Annotated in this window: 27 protein-coding genes, 1 tRNA gene and 1 other RNA gene; 16 read left to right on the top strand and 13 right to left on the bottom strand. The window is 62.3% G+C overall.

Annotated elements, in window-relative coordinates; translation table 11 throughout:
• Positions 1-67: 67 nt before the first annotated feature.
• Positions 68-1066 carry an NAD-dependent epimerase/dehydratase family protein gene (locus ACP7B9_RS00145; protein WP_425859671.1) on the bottom strand — a complete coding sequence of 333 codons (999 nt, stop codon included), beginning with the start codon at positions 1064-1066 and terminating at the stop codon, positions 68-70.
• 94 nt (positions 1067-1160) lie between these two features.
• Here ACP7B9_RS00145 and ACP7B9_RS00140 point away from each other — a divergent pair, with 94 nt between their 5' ends.
• Complete coding sequence (locus ACP7B9_RS00140) at positions 1161-1919, top strand: M50 family metallopeptidase (RefSeq protein WP_425859669.1); 759 nt, start codon at positions 1161-1163, stop codon at positions 1917-1919.
• 15 nt (positions 1920-1934) lie between these two features.
• Here the strand turns inward: ACP7B9_RS00140 and ACP7B9_RS00135 are convergent, their stop codons facing one another.
• Genes ACP7B9_RS00135 through ACP7B9_RS00125 form a run of 3 tightly spaced genes read right to left on the bottom strand, consistent with a single transcriptional unit; the run spans position 1935 to position 3886 of the window.
• Positions 1935-2504: a dihydrofolate reductase family protein gene (locus ACP7B9_RS00135; protein WP_425859667.1), complete on the bottom strand. Its 570-nt coding sequence runs from the start codon at positions 2502-2504 to the stop codon at positions 1935-1937.
• A gap of 18 nt (positions 2505-2522) precedes the next feature.
• Positions 2523-3275, bottom strand: coding sequence for a tyrosine-protein phosphatase (locus ACP7B9_RS00130; RefSeq protein WP_425859665.1), 753 nt, complete (start codon positions 3273-3275; stop codon positions 2523-2525).
• 2 nt (positions 3276-3277) lie between these two features.
• Complete coding sequence (locus tag ACP7B9_RS00125; RefSeq protein WP_425859664.1) at positions 3278-3886, bottom strand: GNAT family N-acetyltransferase; 609 nt, start codon at positions 3884-3886, stop codon at positions 3278-3280.
• 182 nt (positions 3887-4068) lie between these two features.
• Here ACP7B9_RS00125 and ACP7B9_RS00120 point away from each other — a divergent pair, with 182 nt between their 5' ends.
• The 5 genes from ACP7B9_RS00120 (at position 4069) to ACP7B9_RS00100 (ending at position 8217) form a co-directional block, all read left to right on the top strand.
• On the top strand, positions 4069-4503 hold the full coding sequence (locus tag ACP7B9_RS00120) for a DoxX family protein (RefSeq protein WP_425859662.1): 435 nt from the start codon (positions 4069-4071) through the stop codon (positions 4501-4503).
• Positions 4504-4642: 139 nt separating this feature from the next.
• Entirely contained in the window at positions 4643-5077 is a 435-nt protein-coding gene (locus ACP7B9_RS00115) for a VOC family protein (RefSeq protein WP_425859660.1), read from the top strand.
• A gap of 46 nt (positions 5078-5123) precedes the next feature.
• Positions 5124-6077 (top strand): 1,4-dihydroxy-2-naphthoyl-CoA synthase, encoded by a 954-nt coding sequence (locus tag ACP7B9_RS00110; protein ID WP_425859658.1) that lies wholly within the window; start codon positions 5124-5126, stop codon positions 6075-6077.
• 21 nt (positions 6078-6098) lie between these two features.
• Positions 6099-7241: an AMP-binding protein gene (locus tag ACP7B9_RS00105; RefSeq protein WP_425859656.1), complete on the top strand. Its 1143-nt coding sequence runs from the start codon at positions 6099-6101 to the stop codon at positions 7239-7241.
• A 97-nt stretch (positions 7242-7338) separates the two neighbouring features.
• Positions 7339-8217, top strand: coding sequence for a 1,4-dihydroxy-2-naphthoate polyprenyltransferase (locus ACP7B9_RS00100; RefSeq protein WP_425859654.1), 879 nt, complete (start codon positions 7339-7341; stop codon positions 8215-8217).
• Positions 8218-8220: 3 nt separating this feature from the next.
• Here the strand turns inward: ACP7B9_RS00100 and ACP7B9_RS00095 are convergent, their stop codons facing one another.
• On the bottom strand, positions 8221-8586 hold the full coding sequence (locus ACP7B9_RS00095) for a DUF4229 domain-containing protein (RefSeq protein ID WP_425859653.1): 366 nt from the start codon (positions 8584-8586) through the stop codon (positions 8221-8223).
• Between the two features lie 83 nt (positions 8587-8669).
• On the opposite strand from ACP7B9_RS00095, the gene ACP7B9_RS00090 reads away from it, so the two are divergent.
• A complete protein-coding gene (locus ACP7B9_RS00090; RefSeq protein WP_425859651.1) occupies positions 8670-9077 on the top strand; it encodes a PLD nuclease N-terminal domain-containing protein in 408 nt (135 codons plus the stop codon).
• A gap of 19 nt (positions 9078-9096) precedes the next feature.
• On the opposite strand, the gene ACP7B9_RS00085 is transcribed toward ACP7B9_RS00090, so the two are convergent.
• Complete coding sequence (locus ACP7B9_RS00085) at positions 9097-9705, bottom strand: TetR/AcrR family transcriptional regulator (protein ID WP_425859650.1); 609 nt, start codon at positions 9703-9705, stop codon at positions 9097-9099.
• Between the two features lie 76 nt (positions 9706-9781).
• Between ACP7B9_RS00085 and ACP7B9_RS00080 the strand changes: the two genes are divergently transcribed.
• On the top strand, positions 9782-10267 hold the full coding sequence (locus ACP7B9_RS00080; RefSeq protein ID WP_425859648.1) for a cupin domain-containing protein: 486 nt from the start codon (positions 9782-9784) through the stop codon (positions 10265-10267).
• Between the two features lie 53 nt (positions 10268-10320).
• On the opposite strand, the gene ACP7B9_RS00075 is transcribed toward ACP7B9_RS00080, so the two are convergent.
• On the bottom strand, positions 10321-10980 hold the full coding sequence (locus ACP7B9_RS00075) for a hypothetical protein (RefSeq protein ID WP_425859646.1): 660 nt from the start codon (positions 10978-10980) through the stop codon (positions 10321-10323).
• A gap of 123 nt (positions 10981-11103) precedes the next feature.
• Between ACP7B9_RS00075 and ACP7B9_RS00070 the strand changes: the two genes are divergently transcribed.
• Positions 11104-12546, top strand: a complete 1443-nt coding sequence (locus ACP7B9_RS00070) for a DUF5129 domain-containing protein (protein ID WP_425859644.1) — start codon at positions 11104-11106, stop codon at positions 12544-12546.
• A 95-nt stretch (positions 12547-12641) separates the two neighbouring features.
• Here the strand turns inward: ACP7B9_RS00070 and ACP7B9_RS00065 are convergent, their stop codons facing one another.
• Positions 12642-13880 (bottom strand): CynX/NimT family MFS transporter, encoded by a 1239-nt coding sequence (locus ACP7B9_RS00065; protein WP_425859642.1) that lies wholly within the window; start codon positions 13878-13880, stop codon positions 12642-12644.
• A gap of 148 nt (positions 13881-14028) precedes the next feature.
• Here ACP7B9_RS00065 and ACP7B9_RS00060 point away from each other — a divergent pair, with 148 nt between their 5' ends.
• Genes ACP7B9_RS00060 through ACP7B9_RS00050 form a run of 3 tightly spaced genes read left to right on the top strand, consistent with a single transcriptional unit; the run spans position 14029 to position 16169 of the window.
• Positions 14029-14235 carry a helix-turn-helix domain-containing protein gene (locus tag ACP7B9_RS00060; RefSeq protein ID WP_425859640.1) on the top strand — a complete coding sequence of 69 codons (207 nt, stop codon included), beginning with the start codon at positions 14029-14031 and terminating at the stop codon, positions 14233-14235.
• Positions 14232-15494 (top strand): type II toxin-antitoxin system HipA family toxin, encoded by a 1263-nt coding sequence (locus ACP7B9_RS00055; RefSeq protein WP_425859638.1) that lies wholly within the window; start codon positions 14232-14234, stop codon positions 15492-15494. Before ACP7B9_RS00060 ends, ACP7B9_RS00055 begins: the two co-directional genes overlap by 4 nt.
• A gap of 48 nt (positions 15495-15542) precedes the next feature.
• The gene (locus tag ACP7B9_RS00050) at positions 15543-16169 is read left to right on the top strand and encodes a TetR/AcrR family transcriptional regulator (RefSeq protein WP_425859636.1); all 627 of its coding nucleotides are present in this window, start codon (positions 15543-15545) and stop codon (positions 16167-16169) included.
• Positions 16170-16195: 26 nt separating this feature from the next.
• Here the strand turns inward: ACP7B9_RS00050 and ACP7B9_RS00045 are convergent, their stop codons facing one another.
• Both ACP7B9_RS00045 and ACP7B9_RS00040 read right to left on the bottom strand, forming a co-directional pair.
• Entirely contained in the window at positions 16196-17023 is an 828-nt protein-coding gene (locus ACP7B9_RS00045) for a LytR C-terminal domain-containing protein (protein WP_425859635.1), read from the bottom strand.
• Positions 17016-17315 carry a type II toxin-antitoxin system VapB family antitoxin gene (locus ACP7B9_RS00040; RefSeq protein WP_425859633.1) on the bottom strand — a complete coding sequence of 100 codons (300 nt, stop codon included), beginning with the start codon at positions 17313-17315 and terminating at the stop codon, positions 17016-17018. Before ACP7B9_RS00040 ends, ACP7B9_RS00045 begins: the two co-directional genes overlap by 8 nt.
• 120 nt (positions 17316-17435) lie before the next feature.
• Here ACP7B9_RS00040 and ACP7B9_RS00035 point away from each other — a divergent pair, with 120 nt between their 5' ends.
• On the top strand, positions 17436-18323 hold the full coding sequence (locus tag ACP7B9_RS00035) for a hypothetical protein (protein ID WP_425859632.1): 888 nt from the start codon (positions 17436-17438) through the stop codon (positions 18321-18323).
• Between the two features lie 10 nt (positions 18324-18333).
• Here ACP7B9_RS00035 and ACP7B9_RS00030 read toward each other — a convergent pair whose 3' ends face one another.
• The 3 genes from ACP7B9_RS00030 to ACP7B9_RS00020 all read right to left on the bottom strand — a co-directional run bounded on the left by ACP7B9_RS00030 (position 18334) and on the right by ACP7B9_RS00020 (position 19304).
• A complete protein-coding gene (locus tag ACP7B9_RS00030) occupies positions 18334-18813 on the bottom strand; it encodes a glutathione peroxidase (protein WP_425859630.1) in 480 nt (159 codons plus the stop codon).
• Positions 18814-18910: 97 nt separating this feature from the next.
• Positions 18911-18998 (bottom strand) — tRNA-Ser (locus tag ACP7B9_RS00025).
• Between the two features lie 93 nt (positions 18999-19091).
• Positions 19092-19304: a hypothetical protein gene (locus tag ACP7B9_RS00020; protein ID WP_425859628.1), complete on the bottom strand. Its 213-nt coding sequence runs from the start codon at positions 19302-19304 to the stop codon at positions 19092-19094.
• A 186-nt stretch (positions 19305-19490) separates the two neighbouring features.
• Here ACP7B9_RS00020 and ffs point away from each other — a divergent pair.
• From ffs to recR, 3 genes are all read left to right on the top strand, one after another.
• An RNA gene (gene ffs, locus ACP7B9_RS00015) (signal recognition particle sRNA small type) lies at positions 19491-19586 on the top strand.
• Positions 19587-19657: 71 nt separating this feature from the next.
• A complete protein-coding gene (locus ACP7B9_RS00010; RefSeq protein WP_425859626.1) occupies positions 19658-22870 on the top strand; it encodes a DNA polymerase III subunit gamma and tau in 3213 nt (1070 codons plus the stop codon).
• Positions 22871-22921: 51 nt separating this feature from the next.
• Positions 22922-23521, top strand: a complete 600-nt coding sequence (gene recR, locus ACP7B9_RS00005) for a recombination mediator RecR (protein ID WP_425859624.1) — start codon at positions 22922-22924, stop codon at positions 23519-23521.
• Positions 23522-23674 lie beyond the last annotated feature (153 nt).

The following is a 23674-nucleotide window of genomic DNA, read 5'->3' as shown; positions in this document are numbered from 1 at the left end:
TCTTCAATGGATTTCCTCACGGAGGGGACAGAACGTTTTAAGTGTGGCATGAGGTGGGCCGGGGTTGTCAAGGACCGGCGAGGAGCTCCGCCTCATCACGGACACTCAAGCCGGCACCCAGCTGGTTTCCGTCCCACGGTTCCTCGGCGGCAATAATGTCGCGGAACGTCTCCAGCAGCGGTCTGCGCGCCAAACCCCAGGCCAGTGCCCGGACGTCGGAACGGCGCGCAAAACCGGCGTAGTTCGTTTCGAGGGGCAACACCAGCGGCAGGGACCGTGGCCCGCTCCAGGGGGAAACGCCGTCGTCCGCGATACGGGACAGGGGATACTCCGCCAGCTGCGGGTTGGTATTGGCCGCCTCCCGCGCCGTGATCAGTGCTTCACGCAGCGGCAGCGCGGCTCCCACGGCGTTGACGGCGCCGGTCCGCCCCGCCAATCCGGCGTCGAGGATGAACGCGGCCAAATCCCGGACGTCGATAATCTGCACATGCTGCGCATAGTGGGGCCCATCATCGCTCGGGGTCAAGACCGGGCCGCGGGCGTCGGCCGCACGTAGGGGCCAGTAGGTGGTGCGACCCGTGGGATCCCCTGGCCCGCCAATCAAACCTGCTCGAACCAGCAGCGCCGCACCATCGCGGGCTGCCAAAGCGACCAACTCACAGGCAGATTTCGCCTCGCCGTACACCTCCGGCGTGTACCCCTCGTCAAGCCCGATGGGATCAAGCAGCGGGGCATCCTCGTCGGCCTCCGGGGTTGAATGATCCGCATAAACGGAGCAGGAAGACACCAGAACCCAGCTCCTGGCCCGCGCCGACAAAGCGGCGACGGCACCATGGGCGTGCCCGGGAATTCGGGTCAGCTCCACCACGAGATCCCATTCCTGCCCGGCCACCGCGGCATAGGCATTTGGCAGGTCACGGTCAACCACGACGTCGGATGCCGCCACCGGGAAATCGCCGGATTCACCGCGGGCCAGACAGGTCACGGTGTGCCCCGCCGCGGTCGCTGCCTGAGCCAACGTCCGGCCAAGCCACGCGGTGCCGCCAAGAATCAAGATGTTAGCCATGTCACCAGCCAACCCTGTTTCGATGGCCGAGGACAGCGTGTTTCACGCTCAGCGGATACGCGGCCGTCCAGTTTCATCGTTTACCCTGCAAGGTATGAACAATGCCGCTGAAGAACTCGGAAATGCCGCAGCCAACTGGTGGACGGCTGTCCTCAACGGCTTCACGCGTGCCGAGGTACCGAGCGTTTCCCCACTCTTTTTGCTCGCCATCATGGCGGTAGCCGTTGCCCTAAGCATTCCACGCGCTTCGTGGCGCTGGTTCGGGCTCTACGTGACGTTTGTGCACGAACTCGGCCATGCGTTCGCCGCACTTATGACGGGAAGGTTCATTCACGGTCTGAAGATCGGGCTGGACCATTCAGGCCAGCTGGTCAGCAGCGGCCGGCGTGGTTTCAGCGCAACCTGGTCCGGGTTCTGGGGCTACCCGGCACCGGCCGTGGTTGGGCTGGCACTCGTATGGTCGGTCTCCGCGGGGTGGGCCGGAGCCGCAGCCTCCGTAGGCGCATTGGTACTGCTGTTTGCCTTGATTTTCCTGCGCAATTTCACCGGAATCATGGTGGCCCTGGTGAGCGCGGCCATCGCCCAATGCCTGGTCATGTTCGCAACTGCCGAGACCGTCGGCTACGTGGTGCTGGCCTTGGGCATCGCCTTGGGCGTCGGCTCTATTCGCGACTTCTTCAAGGTTGCCGCCGTCCACACACGCCGCCGCAATCAGTTGGCCAGCTCCGATGCGTACATTCTCGCCAGGTCAACGGGTGCGCCGTCGTGGCTGTGGCTGAGCGGATTCGCCGTGGTCATTGCCGGATCCGCCGCGTGCTCCGCATATTTTGCGTGGGGCCTCCTGGCGCTTTAGGCGTTGAGGCGGCATTCATGGTGCCGGGTTTTTCACGACGTATCGCAGATACACGACGCCGTTGTCGAAGTGCCGCTCCCCCGCCAGTTCCAGCGTGGTGGAGAAGTCGTCGGGAAGGGCCCGTTTCCCGCCGCCAACAATGATGGGTGAAACAAACAAGTTGATCTCCTCAACCAAACCGGCTTTCAACGCCTGAGCCGCCAGATTGGCGCCGCCAATCGAGAGATCTTCGCGGGACTCGGCCTTCAGTTTGCGGATGACGTCAGGGTCAAAGGTCCGCTCGATCCGGGTCTTGCTGGTGCTGGGCCGCTCCAGGGAACGCGAAAACACCACCTTGTCCACCGCGTGCCAGATCGTGGCGTACTCGCGCACAACGTGGGCATGATCGGGCTGGTCATACAGCTCATCCCAGACCTTCATGACGTCATAGAGCTTGCGGCCCAGAAGATAGGTCCCGATGCCGCGTTCAAGATTGTTGATGCAACTGTGGACCTCATCGTCTGGCATGCTCCAATCGAAGTTCCCCTGGCTGTCCTCGATGTAGCCGTCCAATGAGGTGATTGCTGTGTAGATGAGCTTGGCCATGACCGCCGCCTCCTGCGCCTAAGTGACCCCTCTCCCAGTATGCTCCCCATCAGTTGTGCGGTGACTTCCTAAAGTTCGACTTCTCGCAATAACAGCATCAATCTCCACATCACTCACACCGTTGGCCAGCAGGAATGCCCTGACATCCATCCCGCCCACAAATTCCTCCACAGCGTCGCCCCTGCCCTGAAGAATGTCAGCCAACTCGGCCCGGTCCAGGTGGCGTTCATAGGGATGCTTCACGGGCGCCACCAGGTGCCAGTCATTGATGCCGCGCGCAGCCAACGCGTCCTCCGCCGCGGCCCGCTCGGCCTGCCCCAGCAGCGACAGCAGCAACGTGGCGATCAACCCGGTCCGGTCACGCCCGGCCGAACAGTGGACGACCACCTTGCCCCGAGCCGCCGCCAGCTCCTTGAATACCCCGGCAACCCGCCCCGGAAACAGCTCAACCATGTCCGCATATAGCCGCGGATGGTTCATGTACGGCTGGAAGAGTTCCTGGTAACGGGGATCGCCCGGATCTTCCGTCGGTGAATGCACGACGGCGAACCTCGCCAACGCGCCGTCGCCCACCACCGGGTCGCTTGGCCTGCGCTTGCGCTCCGCAGGGTTCCGTAGATCGATGACAGTCCGAACGCCGTCGTCATAGACCTGGCCCCAGCCGCGCTCGGTGAGCCATTCACTGCGGCCCATCCGGTAGATGTCCCCCGCGAGCAGGCGTGCGTTGACGGCACCTTCCCAGTGCGGAACTTCTCCATTTGAAGCGTGCATGGTCAGCGTTGCTTCGACAGCCTGTATTCAAGCCCGCTGCGAACCTGCGGCCATTCGGTGGCCAAGATCGAAATCACCACGGTGTCCCGCAGGGTGCCATTGGCTAGGCGGCGGTGGGCCCGAAGAACACCATCCTGTTTGGCGCCGAGGCGGGCAATCGCTTCCCGTGACTGAGCGTTCATCCAATGCGTATGGAATTCCACTACTTCACAACCCACCACATCAAAGGCATACTCCAGCAGAAGCTTCTTGCTGTCCGGGTTGGTTCCTGTGCCGTGCGCGCTGGCGGCATTCCAGGTGGCGCCGATGGCAAGCCGCGGAACCTCCATGTCGATGGCGTAATAACTGGTCAAACCAATCACGCGGCCGGGCTCCCCCGTCGCGGGATCGTTGAGTCGCGCCGTGAAGGACAGCTCGGTCCCCGCCTCCTGCGCGTCTAGCCGACGCTCAATATCCTCTCGCATCGCTTCAGGCTTGGGAACCGACGTGTACCAAAGGTTCCACAGTTCACCGTCCGAGGCCGCCGCCACTAAGCCGTCATGATGGTCAAGGCTCAGGGGTTCAAGCGTTACGTACTTTCCACGCAAGGTCACGGGTGCAATTGCAGTCATGGAAAAACACTAGCTGACGGCCCCGCGGCGCTTGTAAGTGCGTCCAAAAGCGTCATGCACCATTCAATAGTTGACGCATCAACTTAATATCTGAGATACTTTGATTGAAGCTTCAATCAATTGATGCTCGGCGCTTCTTCCTGAAGGCCTTTCCATGACCCCCACGAAACGTTGAGATTCCAATGAATAATCTTTCCCTGAACACCGCCGCCCGAACCATTCTCCGCGTAGTCCTTGGCTTCCTGATCGCCTCCCACGGCTGGCAGAAGTTCAATGAATGGACCATCGCAGGAACGCAGGGCGCCTTTGCCCAGATGGGCGTCCCGGCCGCGGAAATCACCGCTCCCCTTGTTGCAACCCTGGAACTGGTCGGCGGCATCGCCCTGATCCTGGGCATTGCCACCCGTCCCGTTGCCGCGCTTCTGGTGCTGGACATGCTCGGTGCGATCGTCCTCGTCCACGCCTCGGCTGGTGTCTTCGTTGAGACCGGCGGCTACGAACTCGTTCTCCTCATGGGTGCCGCCGCACTCGCCCTGGCGCTTGCTGGCCCCGGAAAATTCTCCCTGGACAACGCATTGTTCGGGCGCAGCAGCTCCAAGCTGCGCGTCCTGGCGTAACTCATAAACCCTGCCTGAACGTATGCGCACGACTCGTCTCGAGTTGTGCGCATACGTGTTTCTACGCCGAACTCGTCTCGAGCTGGGCGCATATGAATAAGTGCTGGACGCCCCGAACCATCAGCGGCAGACTCTATCCATGGCCTATTCATTACAAATTGTTGTTGACTGCCACAACCCGCACGTTCTTGCCGATTGGTGGGCGGAGACCATGGGTTGGTCGCCGGAACCATCGGACGAAGACTTTATCCGTTCCATGGTTACCAAGGGTTTCGCCACGGAAGACCAAACCCTGGTCCATAACGGCGTCTTGGTTTGGAAAGACGGCCAGGCCATCACGGCCGGAGCAGATGCCACACAGGATCAGCCCAGAATCCTGTTCCAGCGCAGCGAGGACAATAAGGCGGGCAAGAACCGGATCCACTGGGATGTACGCCTCGGCGGTGATGACAAGGCTACCGTCCGGGAAAAGTTGGAAGCACGTGGCGCCACTTTCCTGTGGGAAGCGAGCCAGGGACCCCACGCGTGGTTCACTATGGCAGATCCCGAAGGCAACGAATTCTGTATCAGCTGAGACCCACAGCACGCGGGCCGCACGCCCGCCAGCTAAGATCGTTAGCGTGAGCGCAACGAATCTTCCCGAGCAGGTATCAGACATCTTCGACCCCACCCGCTGGCGCGTGGTGGAGGGCTTCGACTTCACCGACATGACGTACCACCGCCAGGTGGAACGCGATGCCAATGGTGAAATCGTCAGGGATCTCCCCACGGTCCGTATCGCCTTCGACCGCCCGGAGGTTCGCAATGCGTTCCGCCCCGGCACCGTCGATGAGCTGTACCGCGCCATGGACCACGCCCGGATGACTCCGGATGTCGCTACCGTTCTGTTGACTGGCAACGGCCCCTCCCCCAAGGACGGTGGCCACTCCTTCTGTTCGGGTGGCGATCAGCGCATCCGCGGCCGCGACGGCTACCGCTACGCAGAGGGCGAGACGAAGGAAACCATTGACCCGGCCCGCGCTGGCCGCCTCCACATTCTTGAAGTCCAGCGCCTCATGCGCACGATGCCCAAGGTGGTCATCGCCGTCGTCAATGGTTGGGCTGCCGGTGGTGGACATTCGCTGCACGTCGTATCGGATCTGACCATCGCCTCGCGCGAGCACGGCAAGTTCAAGCAGACAGACGCCACGGTTGGAAGCTTCGACGCCGGATATGGTTCCGCCCTGCTGGCCCGCCAGATCGGCCAGAAATCGGCCCGCGCAATCTTCTTCCTGGCCCGCGAATACTCGGCCGATGACATGGTCCGCATGGGCGCCGTCAACGAGGCCGTGGCCCATGAGGACCTGGAAAACACGGCGCTGGAATACGCGGCCGACATTGCCCGCCAGTCCCCGCAGGCCATCCGCATGCTCAAGTTCGCCTTCAACCTGGCCGACGACGGACTAGCCGGCCAGCAGGTCTTTGCCGGCGAGGCCACCCGTCTGGCCTACATGACCGACGAGGCTGTGGAGGGCAAGGAAGCGTTCTTGGAAAAGCGCGATCCCGACTGGTCTTCCTTCCCGTACTACTTCTAATCCCCCTATATATAGGCACCCATGACTATTGAACCCCTGCTCAAGGCACTCTCCGACGCGATCCATGGCGAGGGCCCCGCGGTCCAAATCGCACCCGATGGCAGCTTCGAACTCATCCCGCAGACCGAGCTGGGGCTGCCGGCCGGAAGCGAAACCGAGATTGCCGCCGTCGTGCTTACCTCCGGGAGCACCGGCACACCCAAGCGCACACTGCTGAGCGTTGAGGCGCTGGCGGCGTCGTCGGTGGGCACGGCCATGGCGCTGCGTGGCGAGGGGCAATGGCTTTTGGCGCTGCCACTGAATTACGTGGCAGGGTTGCAGGTTTTGGTGCGCAGTTTGTTCGCCGGAACCCGACCCTGGGCCATGGACCTGAGCGGCGGATTCACCCCCGAGGCGTTCACCGAGGCCGCGCTGGAACTCACCGACAAGATGCGCTTCACCTCGCTGGTACCCACGCAGCTCAGCCGACTCCTCACCAATCCCAGCGCGGAAACGCTCACCGTCCTGCGCCGCTTCAACGCGATCCTGCTCGGCGGCGGCCCCATCAACCCCGTGCTGCTTGAGGCCGCGCGCGGTGCCGGGCTAAACGTGGTCACCACTTACGGCATGAGCGAAACCTGTGGCGGTTGCGTGTACGACGGCGTCCCGCTCGACGGCGTGCAGCTTGCCATCCGCGACGGCCAGGTCGTCCTCGGCGGCGAGGTTGTTGCTGCCGGATACCTGGGCAACGCCGAGCTGACGGCCACGTCCTTCTTCGAGGAGGAGCACGACGGCGAAACCGTACGTTTCTATGCCACCGGAGACTTGGGTGAGTTGGACAGTGAGGGACGGCTGCGCGTGCTGGGCCGGGCGGACGATGTCATCATCACCGGCGGGCTGAAGGTTTCTCCCGCCGCCGTGATCGATGGTCTGCACAAGGTTCAGGGCGTCCGCGAGGCATTTGTTGCTCCGGTTCCGTCCGAGGAATGGGGCCAGCAGGTTGCCGCGATGGTGGTTGCTTCCTGCAGCCTGCCCGAGCTGCTGGCCGGTGCCGGAGCCATTTTGGAGCCGCATCTGGTGCCCAAGACTGTGGTGTTCGTCTCCGAGCTGCCGCTGCTGGCGAACGGAAAGCCCGACAGGACGGCCATTTTGGCCGCCTTGGCCGGCGCCGCTCAATCGGCCTAGCGTCACGACGCGGCACAATTAACCCTGTGGGTCCGGTTACGGGTCCGCATTCAGTTTTTTTATTTGCATAACTATTTGCATAAAAAGGAGTAACGCTGTGGCCACTGTGGGGCAATGGATATCCGGGGCGCGTCTGAGGACCCTGCCCATGGCAGTGGCTCCCGTGATTATTGGTACCGCCGCAGCCTACGACCTTGGTGCTCTGCACTGGGACCGGGCGATTTTGGCGGCACTTGTTGCCTTGCTGCTGCAGATTGGCGTGAATTACGCCAATGACTATTCCGATGGCATTCGCGGCACCGACGAGGTCAGGGTTGGCCCGTTGCGCTTAGTGGGCAGCGGCGTGGCCAAACCCTCCCATGTAAAGATGGCGGCGTTCACCATGTTTGGTCTGGCCATGCTGGCTGGCCTGGGCTTGGTGCTCACCTCGCAGGTCTGGTGGTTCCTGCTGGTTGGTGCCGGCGCGGTTCTTGCAGCGTGGGGCTACACGGGCGGGAAGAACCCCTACGGATACATGGGCCTAGGCGATGTGTTCGTCTTTGTATTCTTCGGCCCCGTGGCGACGCTGGGCACCACGTTCACCCAGGCTGGCGAGCTAAGCACGGCGGCAGTGTTGGGTTCGTTCTCAACGGGACTCATCGCCGTCGCACTTCTCATGGCCAACAACGTCCGTGACATTCCCACCGATACCGAGGTGGGCAAGCGGACCCTCGCCGTGCGGCTGGGCGATAAGAATGCGCGCCTGAGCTACGTGCTGATGCTGGCGTTGTCCGTGGCGCTCATGCTGTTCATCGCTCCGGCGAAACCGTGGATTCTGCTGGTGCTGCTGCTGATCCCGTTCATGCTGATGCCCAGCTGGCTCATGCTCCAGGGTAAGCAGCGCAAGAGCTTGATCCCCGTACTGAAACAGACCGGCCTGCTCAACCTCGGGTTCAGCGTGATCTTTGCGGCGGCCATGGTGCTGACCGCGCTGTAGGGGTTATTCGGACTTCTCGGTGCTGGGCTGTGCGGCAGAGGGCTGGGGAGTGCCGAGCTGCGGCGTGCCCGACTTGCGGTCTGCGTCGATCCAGATGTCCGGGTTATCGTCGATGAGAGCGTCTTCGGCGTCGGCGTCATCCATGGCAGCTGCGGACTGGGTGGTGGTGGCGTTCGGCGCGAAGCGGTCGGCAACCACCGCGGTTGCGCCGTCGCGCTGCTTGCGCAGGAAAAGGAAGCTGATCACAAAGGCGCACAGGGCAGCAATGACGGCCGCCGTGAACGGCTGGAAATCCAATGCCAAGTAGGCGATGAGGAAGAACGCCAGGAACAGCACGCCACGGATCAGGGAGTATTTGAAGAAAGCCACGGGCTAAGTTTAGCCGCTCAAGCTGGGTGTCTCCCCAGCAGCTGGACCCGACTCCGTTTTGTTCATCAACGGTAGACTGAGGTATGCGTTATATCATTCCTGTGACCTTGGTTGTTGTTCTGTTTGTCTATGGGCTCATCGATTGCCTCCGTAGCAACGCAAGCGACGTCCGGACCTTCCCGAAGGCGGCCTGGGTGTTGATCATTGTGCTGCTCAATGTCATCGGCGTGATCCTATGGTTCCTCTTTGGCCGCCCGCAATACGCCGTGTCAGCATCGGTCCAGCGCTCCGGCCAGGCTCCCACCCGGCACGTCCCATCGTCCGGCAGCCGTTCCTCCGCGCCCGACGACGATCCCGAGTTCCTGCGCAACCTTGCCGTCAACCGGGCCCAGAAACTTGAAGCCGAAAGGCTCCGCAAGCTCAAGGCCGAGCTCGATGCCCGTGAAGCCAAGCTTCGCGAAGACCACCCTAACGACGAAACTAAGAAGTAGCCCACTCCAGGCCTCAGCCTCAGTAGGGTGGCGGGCCGGCTTCCAGCGCTTGGCGAAGCAAGCCTTGGGCACTCCAGCGCATTGACGCCACGGCTTCTTCGCGGGACAACCCGCCGATGTCCACCAACCAGACGAGGGATTCGATGCCGGTGGCGCTACGGATGGCCAAGACCAAGCGGTGAATTTCGACGTCGGACAGCCTGCCACGCAGCGGCTCCAGCGCCTCCGCGATCCAAGGAATGGCCCGACCCTGACGCAGCGGAAGACCCTCTCCGGGCTGTACCGGATCAAGCGATAACTTGAGCATGGTCCGTTGCTGGTCCTCGGTTTCAACGATCATGCCCGTGAATCGGTGTACGACGGCGTCGAGCCGCTCAGCAGGATCCTCACCCGGGTTTTCAGGCAGCATGGACGCCAACGCCGTCTCCGGATGGGCTGCAGCCAACAGCTCACGCTGCCCCGGGAAATAGCGGTAGGCCGTACTCCTTGCCACGCCGGCAGCAGCGGCAGCCTCATCGACCGTTGGCGACTTTCCGGCGGCGACCATCTTCCGCGCAGCCTCGACAAGGGCGTTGAGTGTTCGCCGCTTCTGGCCGCTGCGTCCGAGTTCCAAATAAGGGCTTGACATGAAGCTTATGATACCTCAGTCTTGTTATGAGACATAAGTCCCATAAACTCATAAGCCCACCAAAGAGGCGAGTCCCATGGACACGAAGAAGCAGGCCAAGTCATTCATCCGCCAAGCCGGGGACGGTGAGCGGCGGTGGTTCCATGGGGGCGGTGTCCATACTTGGCTGGCCAAGGCCGAAGAGACCGACGGCGCTTCGCTGATCTACCGTGACGAGATGGAATCCGGCAAGGTGACGCCCATGCACATCCATCCGGACACTGACGAGGCCCTGTACATCCTCTCCGGGGAGATCCTCATGAACCTCGACGGCGTTGAGCACCGCGTCGGCGCAGGGGGTTTGGCCATGGCTCTGCGCGGCCAACCCCACGCATTCAAGGTCACGGCCGAGAACACCAGCCTGCTGTGTTTCCAGACGCCCGGCAACGCTCAGGGTTTCTACATGGGCGCCAGCGTACCCCTAGATGGCGAGGGCAGCGGTGTGGTCGATTTCGATCGAATTATGGAGTCCGGGAGGGTCAACGGCGGGATCGTGATTGTGGGCCCGCCGCCATTTGACTGACGATCTCAGAGCCGGGCTGGCAAGAGTTTTTTGCCAGCCCTCGAGCTAGATGGTTACTGCTTACTCCAGGATCCACAGCGTGAGGACTTGAAATCTTGTCCTGCCAACAGGGTCACTGACGGAAGTCCGCCGCCGGGAATGTCGTTGTTGATGATGTCGTCACCGTTGGTGCCGCTCGTAAGGATTGCCCAATAGCAGGACGAGCCGACACTGCTTTTCGCCTTGTAGGTCCCGGCTTCAATGTCCACCCCAACAACCCAGGTGCCATCGACAACGGTGTTCGCTGCCTGCTTCTTTTCCACAGTGGTCACGGCAGACTCACGCTTCTTGACTTCTTCTTCGGACTTTTTTACCGCAGCCTCACGGAGCAGGACGGCGTCGTCCTTTTTCTGCGCTTCCGTTTCCAGTGCGGCCATCTTGTCCTGCAGGGCATCCCGCTGGCCTTTGTAGGCGTCGCGATTCGAGGCAGCGCGCTGACCGGTGGCATCCAACACGGCGTATTCCTCGCTGGTCGTGGGATCGGCGGTCATGGCGGCAGTAAGAAATCCACCACCAAAAAGTACGACGGCGGCGAGAGCCACTCCTACTACTTTTGAACCACGGCGCTTGGGCTTGACGAGTTGCTTCGGCGCCTCTCGTGGAGCAGGGGGCACCGGCGGGATAGCGGACGACGTCGAAGAGCTGGATGTTACGTCCGATGGAGGGATTTTCATGACGACTCCTGAAGGCTAACGGCTATCGCTTGAGTGATGATTCAAGCGCTGTAGCCGTAGTCTGGCAGGAGGGTCTGACATCCAAGCTTGCACCCACCACCAAGAAAATGGTGGGCTGTACCCATGAAGAAGATTCTGGGGATTCTTGCACTGACGCTCATGGCAATTCTTGGTGCCGCACCGGCAGCCATTGCCGCACCGCCAACAGACGTCATTGTCGAGGACACGGCGGGTGTCTTGTATCAACCCCAGTTGCTCCCCGCTGTGGAGAAGATCAACTTCCACAGTCCCACTACGGTCGTTATTTACACGCGAAACGGCTCCTCCAGCGACAACTTTAACGAAGAAGTTCTCCGTTACGCGCGCGCCAATCACCCCGAATGGATCAGCGCCGATGGCCAGAAATGGGCCGACGGACTTTTCATCCTTGCCTTTGACCCGGCCGGTCGCAAGGTCGGCACGTACATGGGTGAAGACCGCAAGGTGTCGCTCTCAAAGCAGGAAGCCATCCAGGAATCCACCAAGGATCTCTTCCGCGAGGCCCAGTGGACCGACGGCGCGATCGCTGGCGTCAAGAAGGGTGCAGCACTGATCAACCAGCCCTGGTACCTTTCGGCAGGCTTCATCATTACCGCCGGCATCACCGGCGGATTGGCCTTGCTGGGCTTCGGCATCCGGGCAGGCGTGCGTGCCAACAACCGCACCAAGGCCGCCGGACATCTGCAGCGCGGCGATGCCGGCTACTCCAGCGTGAGCCTTGCCCTGGACGTCACCGAACTTAACGCCAAAACCATCCCCGAAGCGTCCAGCTACGGCACGTTGTTGCTGGAAAAGTACCGCAATTTCAGTACCAAATACCTTGAAACCAGGACCCTGAACGAGCAGTCCCACGCTTTCACAAAGAAGGATCTTGGCAAGGCCGGCAGCGTCGCAACCGTTGCCCGCTACGCCGATATGGCCGAGGATCTGGACACCTTGGACGATGTCATCGGGGATACCAACGCCCTGCTGAACAGGTATGCCGGTTGGGAAGGTGCCTGGGATCGGCAGGTCCGTCCCTTGCGCGAGGATCTTGCACAGCTGCCGGCGCTGATCAGCCAACCGGAAGCGCAGGGGTTGGCGAGCACCGCCGCCTTGGCATCCCTTCATGGGCAAAGGTCCCAAGGTCTTGAGCAACTCGCCGCCGATTTTCAATCCGGACGCATCACCCCTGACGCTGCCTTGGATGAACTTCGAGGAATGAGCCAGGAATTGACGGCCCTGCTGCAGCAACATTCAGAGGCCATGATTGGCAAGTACACCAAGACGAAATCCGAGAAAGCCTCTATGGAGAAGGCCATGGAAAGCAGCCGCATGAATGCTGTGCGCGGCCGCCGGACCACCATCCTCGGCTCGGTTTTCGATGGCTACATGTTCTATCCGGTGCATTCCTTCAGCGCGGGCTATCTGATGGGGCAGGACAAGGTGGACACCGCCCGCACTCAAGCCAGCTCGAGCGGCAGCAGCTCCGGCTACGGTTCCAGCGGTGGAAGCTTCTCCGGCTCCGGCAGCTCCTCCAGCTTCTAGACACCATGGCGCATAACCGTACTTTCCCCGCTTACCCGAGGGTTTTAACCCCCGGGTAAGCGGGGAAAGTACGGTTATGCGGAGAAGGTGCGTACTTATTCGGCCGAGTCCTCAATGTAGCGCTTCGCATTGATCATCACGGCGCCCGTCATCATGACTGCAAGGCACCCGCCGAGCATGGCGAAGGAGGCCGTCCAGGTGCCAGTGGCGTCGTGAATGGTGCCGAACATCAGGGGCACAAGCCCGGCCCCCGCGTACCCCAAGCCTTGGCTGAATCCGGACAGCACCGACGAACCATGCGTTGTCCGCGAACGCAGATTGACCATGAGCAGTGCCGTAGCGAAGGTGCCCTGACCCAGGCCGGCAAACGTCACCCACAGCCACGTTCCATCCAGCGGCGAGAGATACAGGCCCAGGTGACCGGTGGCCCAGCACAACGCGAAGAGGCCGATGGCAATGATGGGATTCTTCATTCGCGGCACCCACAAGGGCACCAGCAAACTCACCGGCAGCCCAAGAATGGCGAAGTAGGCCAGCGCACTGCCGGCCGTAGCCGCGTCCACACCCTGCCCGGAAAGATACGGCGGCAGCCAGGTGAAATACACATACGTTTGAGCCGAGTTACCGGCCAAGAAGATGGCCAGCCCCCACGCCACCGGTGAGCGCCACGGCCGCAGATGAGGCACGGCGCTTGCCACCCCGGCACGCAGGTGAGCGGGCGCGCCTAGGGGGTTGGCGTCGTCGTGCTTGTCCTTGCGATCACGCACAAATTGGGTGATCCACGGCAGCAGCACCAGGAAACTGACCGAGGCCCACATGCCAATGGAGACGCGCCAATTCGCGGCCCCGGCAACCGGCACGGCCAGCTGCGGGCTGATCGCTGTTCCAACCGCCAGCATCGTTACGTAGCCGGCCGTCACGAGGCCCACCCGGTCCGGGAAGTACTTCTTGACCAGCGGCGGCAGCACCACGTTGCCAATGCCATATCCGGCCATGACCACAGCTGTCAGGCCCAGGAACGGCCAGACCGCCTCCGTCGTAGCGCGCCCCAGCTGCCCCAGCACGGCCAGTACGACTGCGGCGAGCAGCGCCTTTTCCAGGCCAAACCGGCGGATCAGGACGGGAGTCAGGAGACCGAAGATGGCAAACAGCAGGGGTGGCAACATGGCCAGCAGACCCGTGGTTCCGGCCGTGAACCCCAGCTCACCTGTGAGCTCCCCGAGAAGTGGTGGCACCACGGAGACGGCTGTTCGCAGGCTCAGGGCCATGATCATGATGCCCAAAAGGGCGCCGATCCGGCCGGTCCAGGGTCGCTTCACAAGAAAATTGGTCACCGCACAACCCTAGCCAACGCCAGGACGCCACCAGGACCAGCTTCATGCGGCCACACTGCCACTTAATATTCGGCATGATCGTGCAGAAAATGGCACCTCAGAGCATAGGATGATGGCAACAGAGCAGTCAAGGAAAGGACGAGTCACCATGGACGTTGCCGAGCTTGGCGCCGCGTTGCGCGCACGGCGCAGGACCTTGCACTTGACCCAAAGCGAAACGGCGGACCTTGCCGACATCTCAACGAGAGTGCTGAGCGATTTGGAGAATGGCCGCGAAACCATTCGGCTGGACATACTGACCGCCGTGGCGTCCGCGTTGGGCATGACCCTGAGTCTGCAGGTCACCGGGACGTGAAAAACCTGGAATACGCCAAAACCGTCACCCAGGCCGTGATTTACAAGAAGGGCCGGGCAGCAGCGACGCTAACCCGCAGCCCCGGCCTTGGCGTGGTGTTTTCCTACCTCAGCGGCTACCTCCACGCTGGCGGTCCGGCGATCGCTTCCACCCTGCCCGCACTGGATGTCCCCGTCACCCTTGGCCACGGCAATGTCCCGGCATTCTTTGCCGGGCTCCTGCCGGAAGGCGAACGGCTTGCCAAGCTCCGGTGGGCCGTCAAGACCACCATCTCGGATGAATTCTCGCTCCTCCTTGCCGCGGGCGAGAACCCTGTGGGCGACGTGCAAATCGTGGCTGCCGGCGAGAAACCGCGACCCATTCCAGCACTCCTGATGGTCACCAAGACCATGGATGACATCAACTTTGCCGATTTTGCTGCCGTCCCCGGCCCCGTGGATCTGTCCTCGCTGCCCGGCATGCAGGACAAGGTAACGGCCTCCTACCGTCACGACAAGGACCCCACGCGCGCCTACATCCTCAAGTTCAACGATGGCAGCCACGAACGCCAAGTTGAAACGGAATTCCTGCTGCTGAACAAGGCGAAGGCGCTGTCCATCCCGGTTGCGGATGCCCGCCTGGTGTACGACGGCGTTGGCCAAGCCGCGCTGCTCGTCTCCCGTTTTGATCGGTCCCCCAGTGGGTCGCTGGCGGTTGAGGACTGCGGTCAGCTCATGGGCCTGCTGCCGGGACGCAAGTACTCTGTGCCGAGTGAGGCGGTTGCGGCCTCCGCCGTGAAAATGTGCGCGTCCCAAGCGCTGGCCGCCCGGAACATTTTTCTGCAGTTCCTCTTTGCCTGGCTCACGGGCAACGGCAACCTGCACGCCAAGAACATTTCCGTGGTGCAGCAACCCAGCGGCGAATGGCTTGTAGCTCCTGCTTACGATCTGCAGTGCACCCTTGCTGCAGAGATTGAACAGGGATTTGCGGCCGGCGTGCCTGGCGGAATTCTCACGGATCTCCTCGACGGCGATCCGTCACGCGATCCGGGCATGGCGCTGCCAGTTGGCGGCAGCGCTGGCGCCCGGACTGGTTTGAACCGCAATGACTGGCTGCGTTTTGGCCGCACCCTGCATATTCCCGAACGGCTCGTGGCCAAGTGCATCGACAAGGCACTGGTGGCCTCACATTTGACCATGGCCGAACTGCCTTTTGAGCGGGATGTGAGCGCCGCCGTGCTGCGTGTTCTTGCGATTCGGCGGACGGCCATCCAGCGGTAGCAGATCCAGAAAATACTTTTGCTGACGAATTGCCGCTAAACTGTCACTATGCCTCGAATAGCCGCCCCCACGAACGCGGCGCAGCGCGAGCAAACGCAGCGCAAGATCCTCAACGCTTTTGGTGAACTGTTGTTTACCCACGGTTTGCCCGGTCTGACCATGACCGATGTTGCCAGGACCGCTGGCGTGGGACGCACCGCCGTTTACAACTACTTTGCCGATCTGGAACAGCTCCTGGTTGCCTACGCACTGGATGAAACCGGCAAGTTTGTCGCCGATCTCAAGTCGAGCCTGCAGGGGCTTGAGAATCCGGTGGACCGCCTTGCCCTCTATGTCCGCGCGCAACTGGAAGACCTCACCCGCCGCCACCTGCCTCCGGGCCCGGCCATGCGATCGGTACTTTCCAGTGAATCGTTCTCGAAACTTGGCGTCCATGTTGGCGAGCTGAATACGATCCTCATCGATATTCTTCAGGACGGCATGGACCAAAAATTCCTGCCGCCGGCCGACATCGAGGGCCTCGTGCAACTGATCCACGGATCCTTGACCGCGAGCGCATCCCGCCGCAATTCGGACACACCCGACGAGGACCGCATTGCGGCCGCTGTGCGCTTCATCCAGGCCGGCGTTGGCGCGGCCTTTGACGCCCAGGGCCATCCCGTCACGCTGGATTAATAAGTTCTGGCCCAATAAGTTCTGGACTAGAGTTTCGCCGCCGCACCCGCCGGAACGCTTGCCGGTGCGCTGGGTGCCGGGCTCAGGCGCGGGCAGGAGAGGACGCCGGGTTTCGTGTCCACTTTTGGTTCCGCGACCAGGGCGACGTAGTTGGCGGTGACGATGACATCCACCGTGGCATCTTGGCGATCGTCTTGCACGTAGTCAGAGTCGGGGAAGTTCTTCTGCAGGGTGAGGGCTGCCGAATGACCATTAGCCCCGGACACCACTACCGTCGGTGCGGCATAGTCCGAATCCTTATTTGCAATGTCCTTGACCAAGAAGCCACGCTTCTTCAAATCCTCGGCCACTTGCCCGGCCCGCCCCTCCGTGCTTCCGCCGTTGTACACGTTGACGGTCACGGTCTTATTGGGCGCATACTCAAGTGTCTCGGCGGGGCAGGTGACAGGTGCGGCGATGGGCTTCCAGTCCCCAATTTTCAGCTCGATTTCGCCTCGCTGCACCATGGTGGCCAGGACCAAGCCAGCCACAAGCATCGCCACCAGGATCACCAAGATTGCACCGTGGAATATACGCCGGCGCACCGCGACGGGCTCGATTTCAGTTGTCTCTGGCGGCGGGAACGCTTCTGCCAGCCCTCTGGCATTGACAATGTGATGGCCACGCAAAGAGGTGCCATCCTTGGCTTTCTTGCGTTCCTGCCGCAGTTCATAGAGCGCATCCTTGGCCTGCCGGCGCTCCTCGCGAGCGGCCCGGCGCTTCTGCGTTGCAGTGAGCAGGACTATGTCGTCAGTGGCGCCGTCGTTCTTCTCCGCGGGAGTGCCCGAGGGCGGCCCCGCAGGAGAGCTAGTCATCTATGACCAAAACGCGGGCATGCAGGATGGTGCGCTGGTGCAGGGCTGTGCGGACGGCTCGGTGCAGGCCGTCCTCAAGGTAGAGGGTGTCCCGCCACTGCACAACGTGGGGGAACAAGTCACCAAAAAACGTTGAATCCTCGGCCAGCAGCGCTTCCAGGTCCAGCTTCGACTTGGTCGTGACCAGTTCGGCAAGCCTGACCTGCCGCGGCGCAACGCCGGCCCAGTCTTTGGGCGTCACGTGGCCATGGTCAGGGTAAGGGCGTTTGTCGCCAACAGCTTTGAAGATCACCCCTTCAGACTAGGGACAACACGGCCCTAAAGGAACTGCCTCGCCGTCGCGCCGCGGGGTGTGTCGCCAAAAGGTTACATAAAGTAGCACTTCAACCGGCCGTGCTGGGAACATGGGGCCATGACTCTTTTGCAGCCCACTCTTGCTTTGCTCCTTGACGTGGATGGCCCGCTCGCCAGCCCCGTGACCCGCCGCGTGTCCCCCGACATCATCACGAGCCTGATCGAACTGGTCCGCCAGGGCATTCCCGTGGTGTTCAATACCGGCCGTTCGGATGACTTCATCGCCGAACAGCTCATGGCACCGATGCTGGCGGCCGGTCTGCCCGAGGGTTCCACCGTCCACGCTATCTGCGAGAAGGGCGCCGTCTGGTTCAGCTTCACCCCCGATGGCCCCGGTCCCATCCACGTGGACAAGGAGCTGGCCATGCCCAAGGCCTACGGTGACGACATCCGCGACCTCGTAGCCCGCTCCTACGCCGATTACATGTTCTTCGATGAGACCAAGCGCGCCATGGTGTCGGTGGAGCAGCATGTGGAAGTCGAGAGCAGCGTTTACCTCGCCCAACAAGCAAAGTTCGACGCCGACGCGCTGGCTTTGCTGGCCGTGCATGACTTGGGTGCCACCCGGCTCGAGCACCGGGCGCCGGGTTCGGCGGGCAGCATCGACTACCGCGTTGACCCGTCCATCATCTCCACAGACATTGAGTCGGTGCGCCTTGGCAAGGACCTAGGTGCCAGCCGCGCCGTGGAACTGCTCGCCGCCCAGGGCATTGTGCCCCAGGCCTGGCGCACCGTGGGTGATTCCCGCACGGACTACGCCATGGCCGATTGGCTGCACCACCAGGACCACCTGGTCAAGCACGTGGATGTGCGGCCTGCCGAGGGCGTCCCCGCCAAGCCGTACCCCGTGAAGACGGCTGCTGACCTGCAACTGGGCGACGAGGTTGTCAACGACTTCGCAGGCGCAGCCTTCCTGCAGTTCTGGCTGGACGGCCTGGCGCGCTAGGGCTGGCGGCCTAGCTGAGCGCTGCTTCGACGGCCGCCACGAGCTCGGGTGCGTCCGGCGTGACGTCAGAGGCGAAGCGGCCTAGGACGTCGCCGTCGTTGGTGATGAGGAATTTCTCAAAGTTCCATTTCACCGGCTCGGTGCCGTCCTTGGTCAGCGCGGCGTAGAGCGGATGGGCCTCGGGCCCGTTGACATCGGTCTTGGCCGCGAGCGGGAACGTCACGCCAAAGTTCTTGCGGCAGAATTCCGCAATTTCCTCTTCAGTACCCGGTTCCTGGGCGCCGAATTGGTTGCAGGGGATGCCGACAACGCTCAGGCCCTGTCCACGGTACTTTTCGTGGAGGGCTTCAAGGGCGTCGTATTGCTTGGTGAAGCCGCATTTGGAGGCCACGTTGACCAGCAGGACGGCCCTCTCGGCCAACTCCGGAAGTGACGTTTCGGATCCATCGTTGAGGATCAGGGCAATGGTGTCTAAAGTTTGAGTGCTCACAGCCAGAGTCTAGCCACTGTAGTTGTGAGAGTCCGCTGACTAACGACTGCTTTAACGACAGAAGGCCCGGAATCGCAATGATTCCGGACCTTCTAGCTGGCGGAGGATGGGGGATTTGAACCCCCGAGGGCGTTAACCCAACACGCGTTCCAGGCGTGCGCCATAGGCCGCTAGGCGAATCCTCCAGCTTGCCGTGCAGAACACGGCAGGTTCAAGAGTACCTGACAAAGTGCCAAACTCACGAATCGAGCGCAGGGGTGGTCCGCCGCCGTCGTAAATCAGTGACCGGCACGCAAGGCTAGGACGGCCGTGACGAACCCGGCCAATGCGAAAGCCGCTGTTGCCATCCACAGGAAAATTTGCTGGCCCGCATGTCCACGAACCCGTTGCGAGGAGTGGCTGGAAAAAACTTCACCACGGGTCAGGGCAAGCGCTCCTGCACCGAAGGCCAATACCCAGAAGACCCATTCGAAGAACCCGTAACCTAGCATGGCGATTCACTCCTTGCGATGGCCAATAATGCACCGGGGCACCCATGGTGCTGGGCCAGCTTAATCTTCTCGTCCAAGCCCCTCTGGCGAACGTACCACCGGGGCGCGAATATTGAAATGCCCACCTTCTGGCCAACTTCTGGCCAATCGGATTCGCCCGCACTGCCACAGTCGGGTAAGCTGATTCCCGGCCCCTCATGTGGCGTCACCCTGTGAACTCCCCCAGGACCGGAAGGTAGCAAGGGTAAGCGGGCTCTGGCGGGTGCATGAGGGGTCTTTTATTTATCCCCAGATATGCCGGATTTGCAGCACCACGCGGCATTTTGTCAGGCGGATTAGATAGGGTTTCAACTGTGAGCGCACCAACAGCCCTGTATCGCCGGTACCGCCCGGACTCATTTGCCACCGTCATTGGCCAAGAACATGTCACGGCGCCTCTCATGGCTGCCCTCGACAAGAACCGCGTAAATCACGCCTACCTCTTCTCCGGCCCCCGCGGTTGCGGAAAAACCACCTCGGCCCGAATTCTGGCCCGCTGCCTGAACTGCGCCAAGGGCCCCACCTCTCACCCATGCGGCGAGTGCGACAGCTGCGTTGAGCTGGCCCGCGGCGGCGCCGGCTCCCTCGATGTCATTGAAATCGATGCTGCCAGCCACGGTGGCGTTGATGACGCCCGCGATCTCCGCGAACGCGCCACTTTTGCCCCCATCCGTGACCGCTACAAGATCTTCATCATCGACGAGGCCCACATGGTCACGTCCGCCGGCTTTAATGCCCTGCTGAAAATCGTCGAAGAGCCGCCGGAGCACATCAAGTTCATCTTCGCCACCACCGAGCCGGACAAAGTCATTGGGACCATCCGCTCACGTACCCACCACTACCCGTTTAGGCTGGTGCCGCCGGAGCCGCTCATGGCCTATTTGGCACATCTGTGCGAGGCCGAGAACGTTGCGGTCGCACCCGGTGTACTCTCCCTCGTGGTGCGGGCCGGTGGCGGATCCGTCCGTGATTCGCTGTCCGTCCTTGACCAGCTCATGGCCGGTGCCGGCACATCTGGCCTGGATTACGATCTTGCCGTTGACCTGCTCGGCTACACCCACTCCTCCCTCTTGGACGATGTTGTCGAGGCGCTGGCTGCCAGTGACTCCGCCACCGTCTTCAAGTCCGTAGACCGTGTGATCCAGACCGGACACGATCCCCGCCGCTTCGTCGAGGACCTGCTGGAGCGTTTCCGCGATCTCATCATTGTCCAGGCCATGCCGGAAAGTGCCCACGCGATCCTCCGCGGCACACCGGATGAACTCATCGCCCGCATGCAGACACAGGCCGCCCAGCTTGGCGCCGCCGAACTCTCCCGCGCAGCAGATGTCACGAACGCCGCATTCAATGAAATGACGGGTGCATCCTCACCCCGTCTGCATCTGGAATTGCTGGGCGCACGCCTGCTCCTTCCTGGCGCCGACTCCTCGGTGCGCGGCATGGCCACCCGGCTCGATCAGCTTGAACGGCGCTTGAACTACGGCGGTGCCCCAGCAGCGCCGGCCGGCAACGCCCCGGCAGCTCAATCCGTGCAGGCCGCACCGGCAGCTCCCAGCCAGGACTTCACCGCTCAAAGTTCGACGCCGGCACCCACCTCCTTCGCGCCCGTAGCCTCGGCTCCGGCGGACTCGAGCGGCGGCGGCTTGGCCGCAGTTCGCGCCCAGCTGGCCCGCGCCAAGGAAGCAGCCGGCGCTGAAGTTGCGGCTCGGCACACCACCGGGGGTTCAAATGCCCCATCCCCCGCGACCGCAACGCAGGCACCGGTCGCTCCCGTTGCGGCTGCCCCCGCAGCTCCCGCCCCGGTCCGTACCTGGGATGATCTGCCCACACCCGAGGGCATGCCTAGTTTCGATTCCCCGGCCGCACACGAGCAGGGTCAACAGCCAGCAGCTCAGGCACCTCAAGCCCAGGCACCGGCACCAGTACCGGAACCGGAACCGGAACCGACACAGCAGGTTCCTGCTCCCACACCCGCTGCCGCGAATGCTGCGCCGAGCAACTCCGGAACCTCGAGCACCGGTTCCACCGGCATCGAGGTCATTCGCCGGGCCTGGCCGGAAATCCTTGGATCGCTGCGGAACATACGCATGGCTTCGTGGGTGATCGTCAACCAAAACGTGGTCCCGCAGACCTTCGACGGCAAAGAACTCCGTGTGGGGCTTCCCTCAACGGGACTCATCAGCGCTTTCAGCAATGGTGGGCACCTTGCGAATTTGCAGCAGGCCATCAATGAGGTCCTCGGCATGTCGGTGCAGATCTTGCCCGTCGACGGCGAAGCACCATCCCCGAGGGCGAGCGCTGAGCCAAACCCAAAAGTCCAAACCGGTAACCCTTCACCACAGCGTGGAGGGAACGGCAGTTCTGCCCAGCAATCAGTTCCGGCCCCGACGGATTCTTGGGGGCTGCCAACCGCTGCGCCCGTAGCAGCTCCCAAAGCTGCAGAAACTGTAGAACCAGCTGTCAAACCGGCCGTTCCAGTTAATGAACCGGTTCAGGAACCCGCGGCCGCAGCACCTGCTGCCCAGGCTCCCGCAACCCCGGCTCCCGCAACTGAGGCCACCGCAACGGCACAACCGCCCGTCCTGGAACAGGCGCCGTGGGATGGCCCCACCGAGCCGAGCGATCCTTGGGATGAACCTGAGGCGTACCCGCCGGCCGATTACGCCCCGTCGGATCCCTATCAGGGTGACCCCTACCAGTCGTCAGCGGCGGATTCCGCCGCTGCCCCGCGAACGCAGCGAGCCCAGGAAACCCAGTCGGCACCCCAAGCTGCAACGGAACCCACTCCGGCGTATTCGCCGCCGAAGGTTTCTCCCATTTCCGCGTGGACCACTGGTTGGGACGCCCCGGTAGTGGAAGCACCCGTCGCTGCCCCGGTTGAATCGGAAGCACCGCGGCGCAGCGCCATGTTGGCTGAACAGATTGCACAGCAATCAGGGCAGGCCCCCGTGCAGGATTGGGGCGTTTCGCTCGGTCAGGTAAGCCGGGAGAAGGTTGCCGATCCCGGGTGGGGAGCCCCCTCCAACGCTCCGGACTGGGCGCAGGACGCCGGTGCAACTGTGGCTGAGACTAATCCCGCGGCCGAGGCTGAGACCGCCCCGGCAACGGAAGCTGCTGAATCCGCGCCAGAGGCAAAGTTCAACGCTGCCTTGCCTGTAGCCGGTTCCCCTCTGGGCGCCTCCAGCACCTATCCAACGGTTCGCACTGTTTCGGTTCCCCTGGGGCAAGCGGCAGTGCAGGCGCCGGAACAGCAGCAGGAGGCTCCGGCGTCGGACGTCCAGACCGACAACCAGGGCGGCCCTGCCGGCGAAAAGCTGAGCATGTACCAACGCCTGGCCAACAGCCCCGCGGCTCAGGCCGCCCGCGCGGCCACCCCGGTAGCAATGGCCAACACGCCCTATGTTGAGGATGTGCCGAGTCCTGACGATGTCACCATCGAGGAATCCGGAGTGGTGGGCCAGGCCGCCGTCGAGCGTATTCTTGGCGGAGTGCTCATCGAGGAACGCCCACTCAACAACGCGAGCTGAGCCAGCTTGACCACCAATAGTTGTATCAACCAGTAACAGACAAGAGGCATTGTGTACGAGGGAGCAGTTCAGGAGCTCATTGATGAGCTGGGACGCCTGCCGGGGATTGGCCCGAAATCGGCCCAGCGGCTCGCCTTCCACATCTTGGAGGCGGACACCGAGGACATGCAACGCCTGGTCCGCGCGATCGTCACTGTCAAGGAACGCGTGAAGTTTTGCACCGTGTGCTTCAACGTCACGGAGGCCGAGCTGTGCAACATTTGCCGCGATACGCGCCGGGACCCCACCGTCATTTGCGTGGTTGAAGAATCCAAGGATGTCCTGGCCGTTGAGCGCACGCGCGCCTTCCGCGGCAGGTACCACGTGCTGGGTGGCTCCATCAATCCCATCGCCGGGATCGGCCCCGATCAGCTGCGCATTCGCGAGCTGCTCACGCGCCTGAACGATGCCCAGATCCAGGAAATCATCATCGCCACCGACCCCAACCTCGAGGGCGAGGCCACGGCCACGTACCTCTCGCGCATGCTGAAAACCCTCGGGATTGCCGTGACTCGACTGGCCTCGGGCCTGCCTGTGGGTGGCGACTTGGAGTACGCCGACGAGGTCACCCTTGGCCGCGCCTTCGAGGGCCGCCGCAACGCGCTGACTTAACCACCGAAAGTACAGTTGATGCGGATGTGCCGCGGGCAAATTCATATGGTGGTTGCAACGCTCTGATAGATGGAGCGTTTCATGGTCAAGTTGTTTGCCCCGAACACCCGCACGGAGTTTGTTGATCTGGTGTGTGGTGGGGTGTCGATTGTT

This window comes from Arthrobacter sp. TWP1-1, from assembly GCF_049897845.1.
Classification (GTDB): Bacteria; Actinomycetota; Actinomycetes; order Actinomycetales; family Micrococcaceae; genus Specibacter.
The sequence above is the reverse complement of the archived record's forward strand: the minus strand, read 5'-3'. Positions and strand labels throughout refer to the sequence as shown.

Bases quoted from the DNA above. Each gene is read 5' to 3' on its own strand.
- ACP7B9_RS00145 (WP_425859671.1), bottom strand. From the start codon at position 1,066: ATGGCTAACATCTTGATTCTTGGCGGCACCGCGTGGCTTGGCCGGACG.
- ACP7B9_RS00140 (WP_425859669.1), top strand. From the start codon at position 1,161: ATGAACAATGCCGCTGAAGAACTCGGAAATGCCGCAGCCAACTGGTGG.
- ACP7B9_RS00135 (WP_425859667.1), bottom strand. From the start codon at position 2,504: ATGGCCAAGCTCATCTACACAGCAATCACCTCATTGGACGGCTACATC.
- ACP7B9_RS00130 (WP_425859665.1), bottom strand. From the start codon at position 3,275: ATGCACGCTTCAAATGGAGAAGTTCCGCACTGGGAAGGTGCCGTCAAC.
- ACP7B9_RS00125 (WP_425859664.1), bottom strand. From the start codon at position 3,886: ATGACTGCAATTGCACCCGTGACCTTGCGTGGAAAGTACGTAACGCTT.
- ACP7B9_RS00120 (WP_425859662.1), top strand. From the start codon at position 4,069: ATGAATAATCTTTCCCTGAACACCGCCGCCCGAACCATTCTCCGCGTA.
- ACP7B9_RS00115 (WP_425859660.1), top strand. From the start codon at position 4,643: ATGGCCTATTCATTACAAATTGTTGTTGACTGCCACAACCCGCACGTT.
- ACP7B9_RS00105 (WP_425859656.1), top strand. From the start codon at position 6,099: ATGACTATTGAACCCCTGCTCAAGGCACTCTCCGACGCGATCCATGGC.
- ACP7B9_RS00090 (WP_425859651.1), top strand. From the start codon at position 8,670: ATGCGTTATATCATTCCTGTGACCTTGGTTGTTGTTCTGTTTGTCTAT.
- ACP7B9_RS00085 (WP_425859650.1), bottom strand. From the start codon at position 9,705: ATGTCAAGCCCTTATTTGGAACTCGGACGCAGCGGCCAGAAGCGGCGA.
- ACP7B9_RS00080 (WP_425859648.1), top strand. From the start codon at position 9,782: ATGGACACGAAGAAGCAGGCCAAGTCATTCATCCGCCAAGCCGGGGAC.
- ACP7B9_RS00075 (WP_425859646.1), bottom strand. From the start codon at position 10,980: ATGAAAATCCCTCCATCGGACGTAACATCCAGCTCTTCGACGTCGTCC.
- ACP7B9_RS00070 (WP_425859644.1), top strand. From the start codon at position 11,104: ATGAAGAAGATTCTGGGGATTCTTGCACTGACGCTCATGGCAATTCTT.
- ACP7B9_RS00060 (WP_425859640.1), top strand. From the start codon at position 14,029: ATGGACGTTGCCGAGCTTGGCGCCGCGTTGCGCGCACGGCGCAGGACC.
- ACP7B9_RS00050 (WP_425859636.1), top strand. From the start codon at position 15,543: ATGCCTCGAATAGCCGCCCCCACGAACGCGGCGCAGCGCGAGCAAACG.
- ACP7B9_RS00045 (WP_425859635.1), bottom strand. From the start codon at position 17,023: ATGACTAGCTCTCCTGCGGGGCCGCCCTCGGGCACTCCCGCGGAGAAG.
- ACP7B9_RS00035 (WP_425859632.1), top strand. From the start codon at position 17,436: ATGACTCTTTTGCAGCCCACTCTTGCTTTGCTCCTTGACGTGGATGGC.
- ACP7B9_RS00020 (WP_425859628.1), bottom strand. From the start codon at position 19,304: ATGCTAGGTTACGGGTTCTTCGAATGGGTCTTCTGGGTATTGGCCTTC.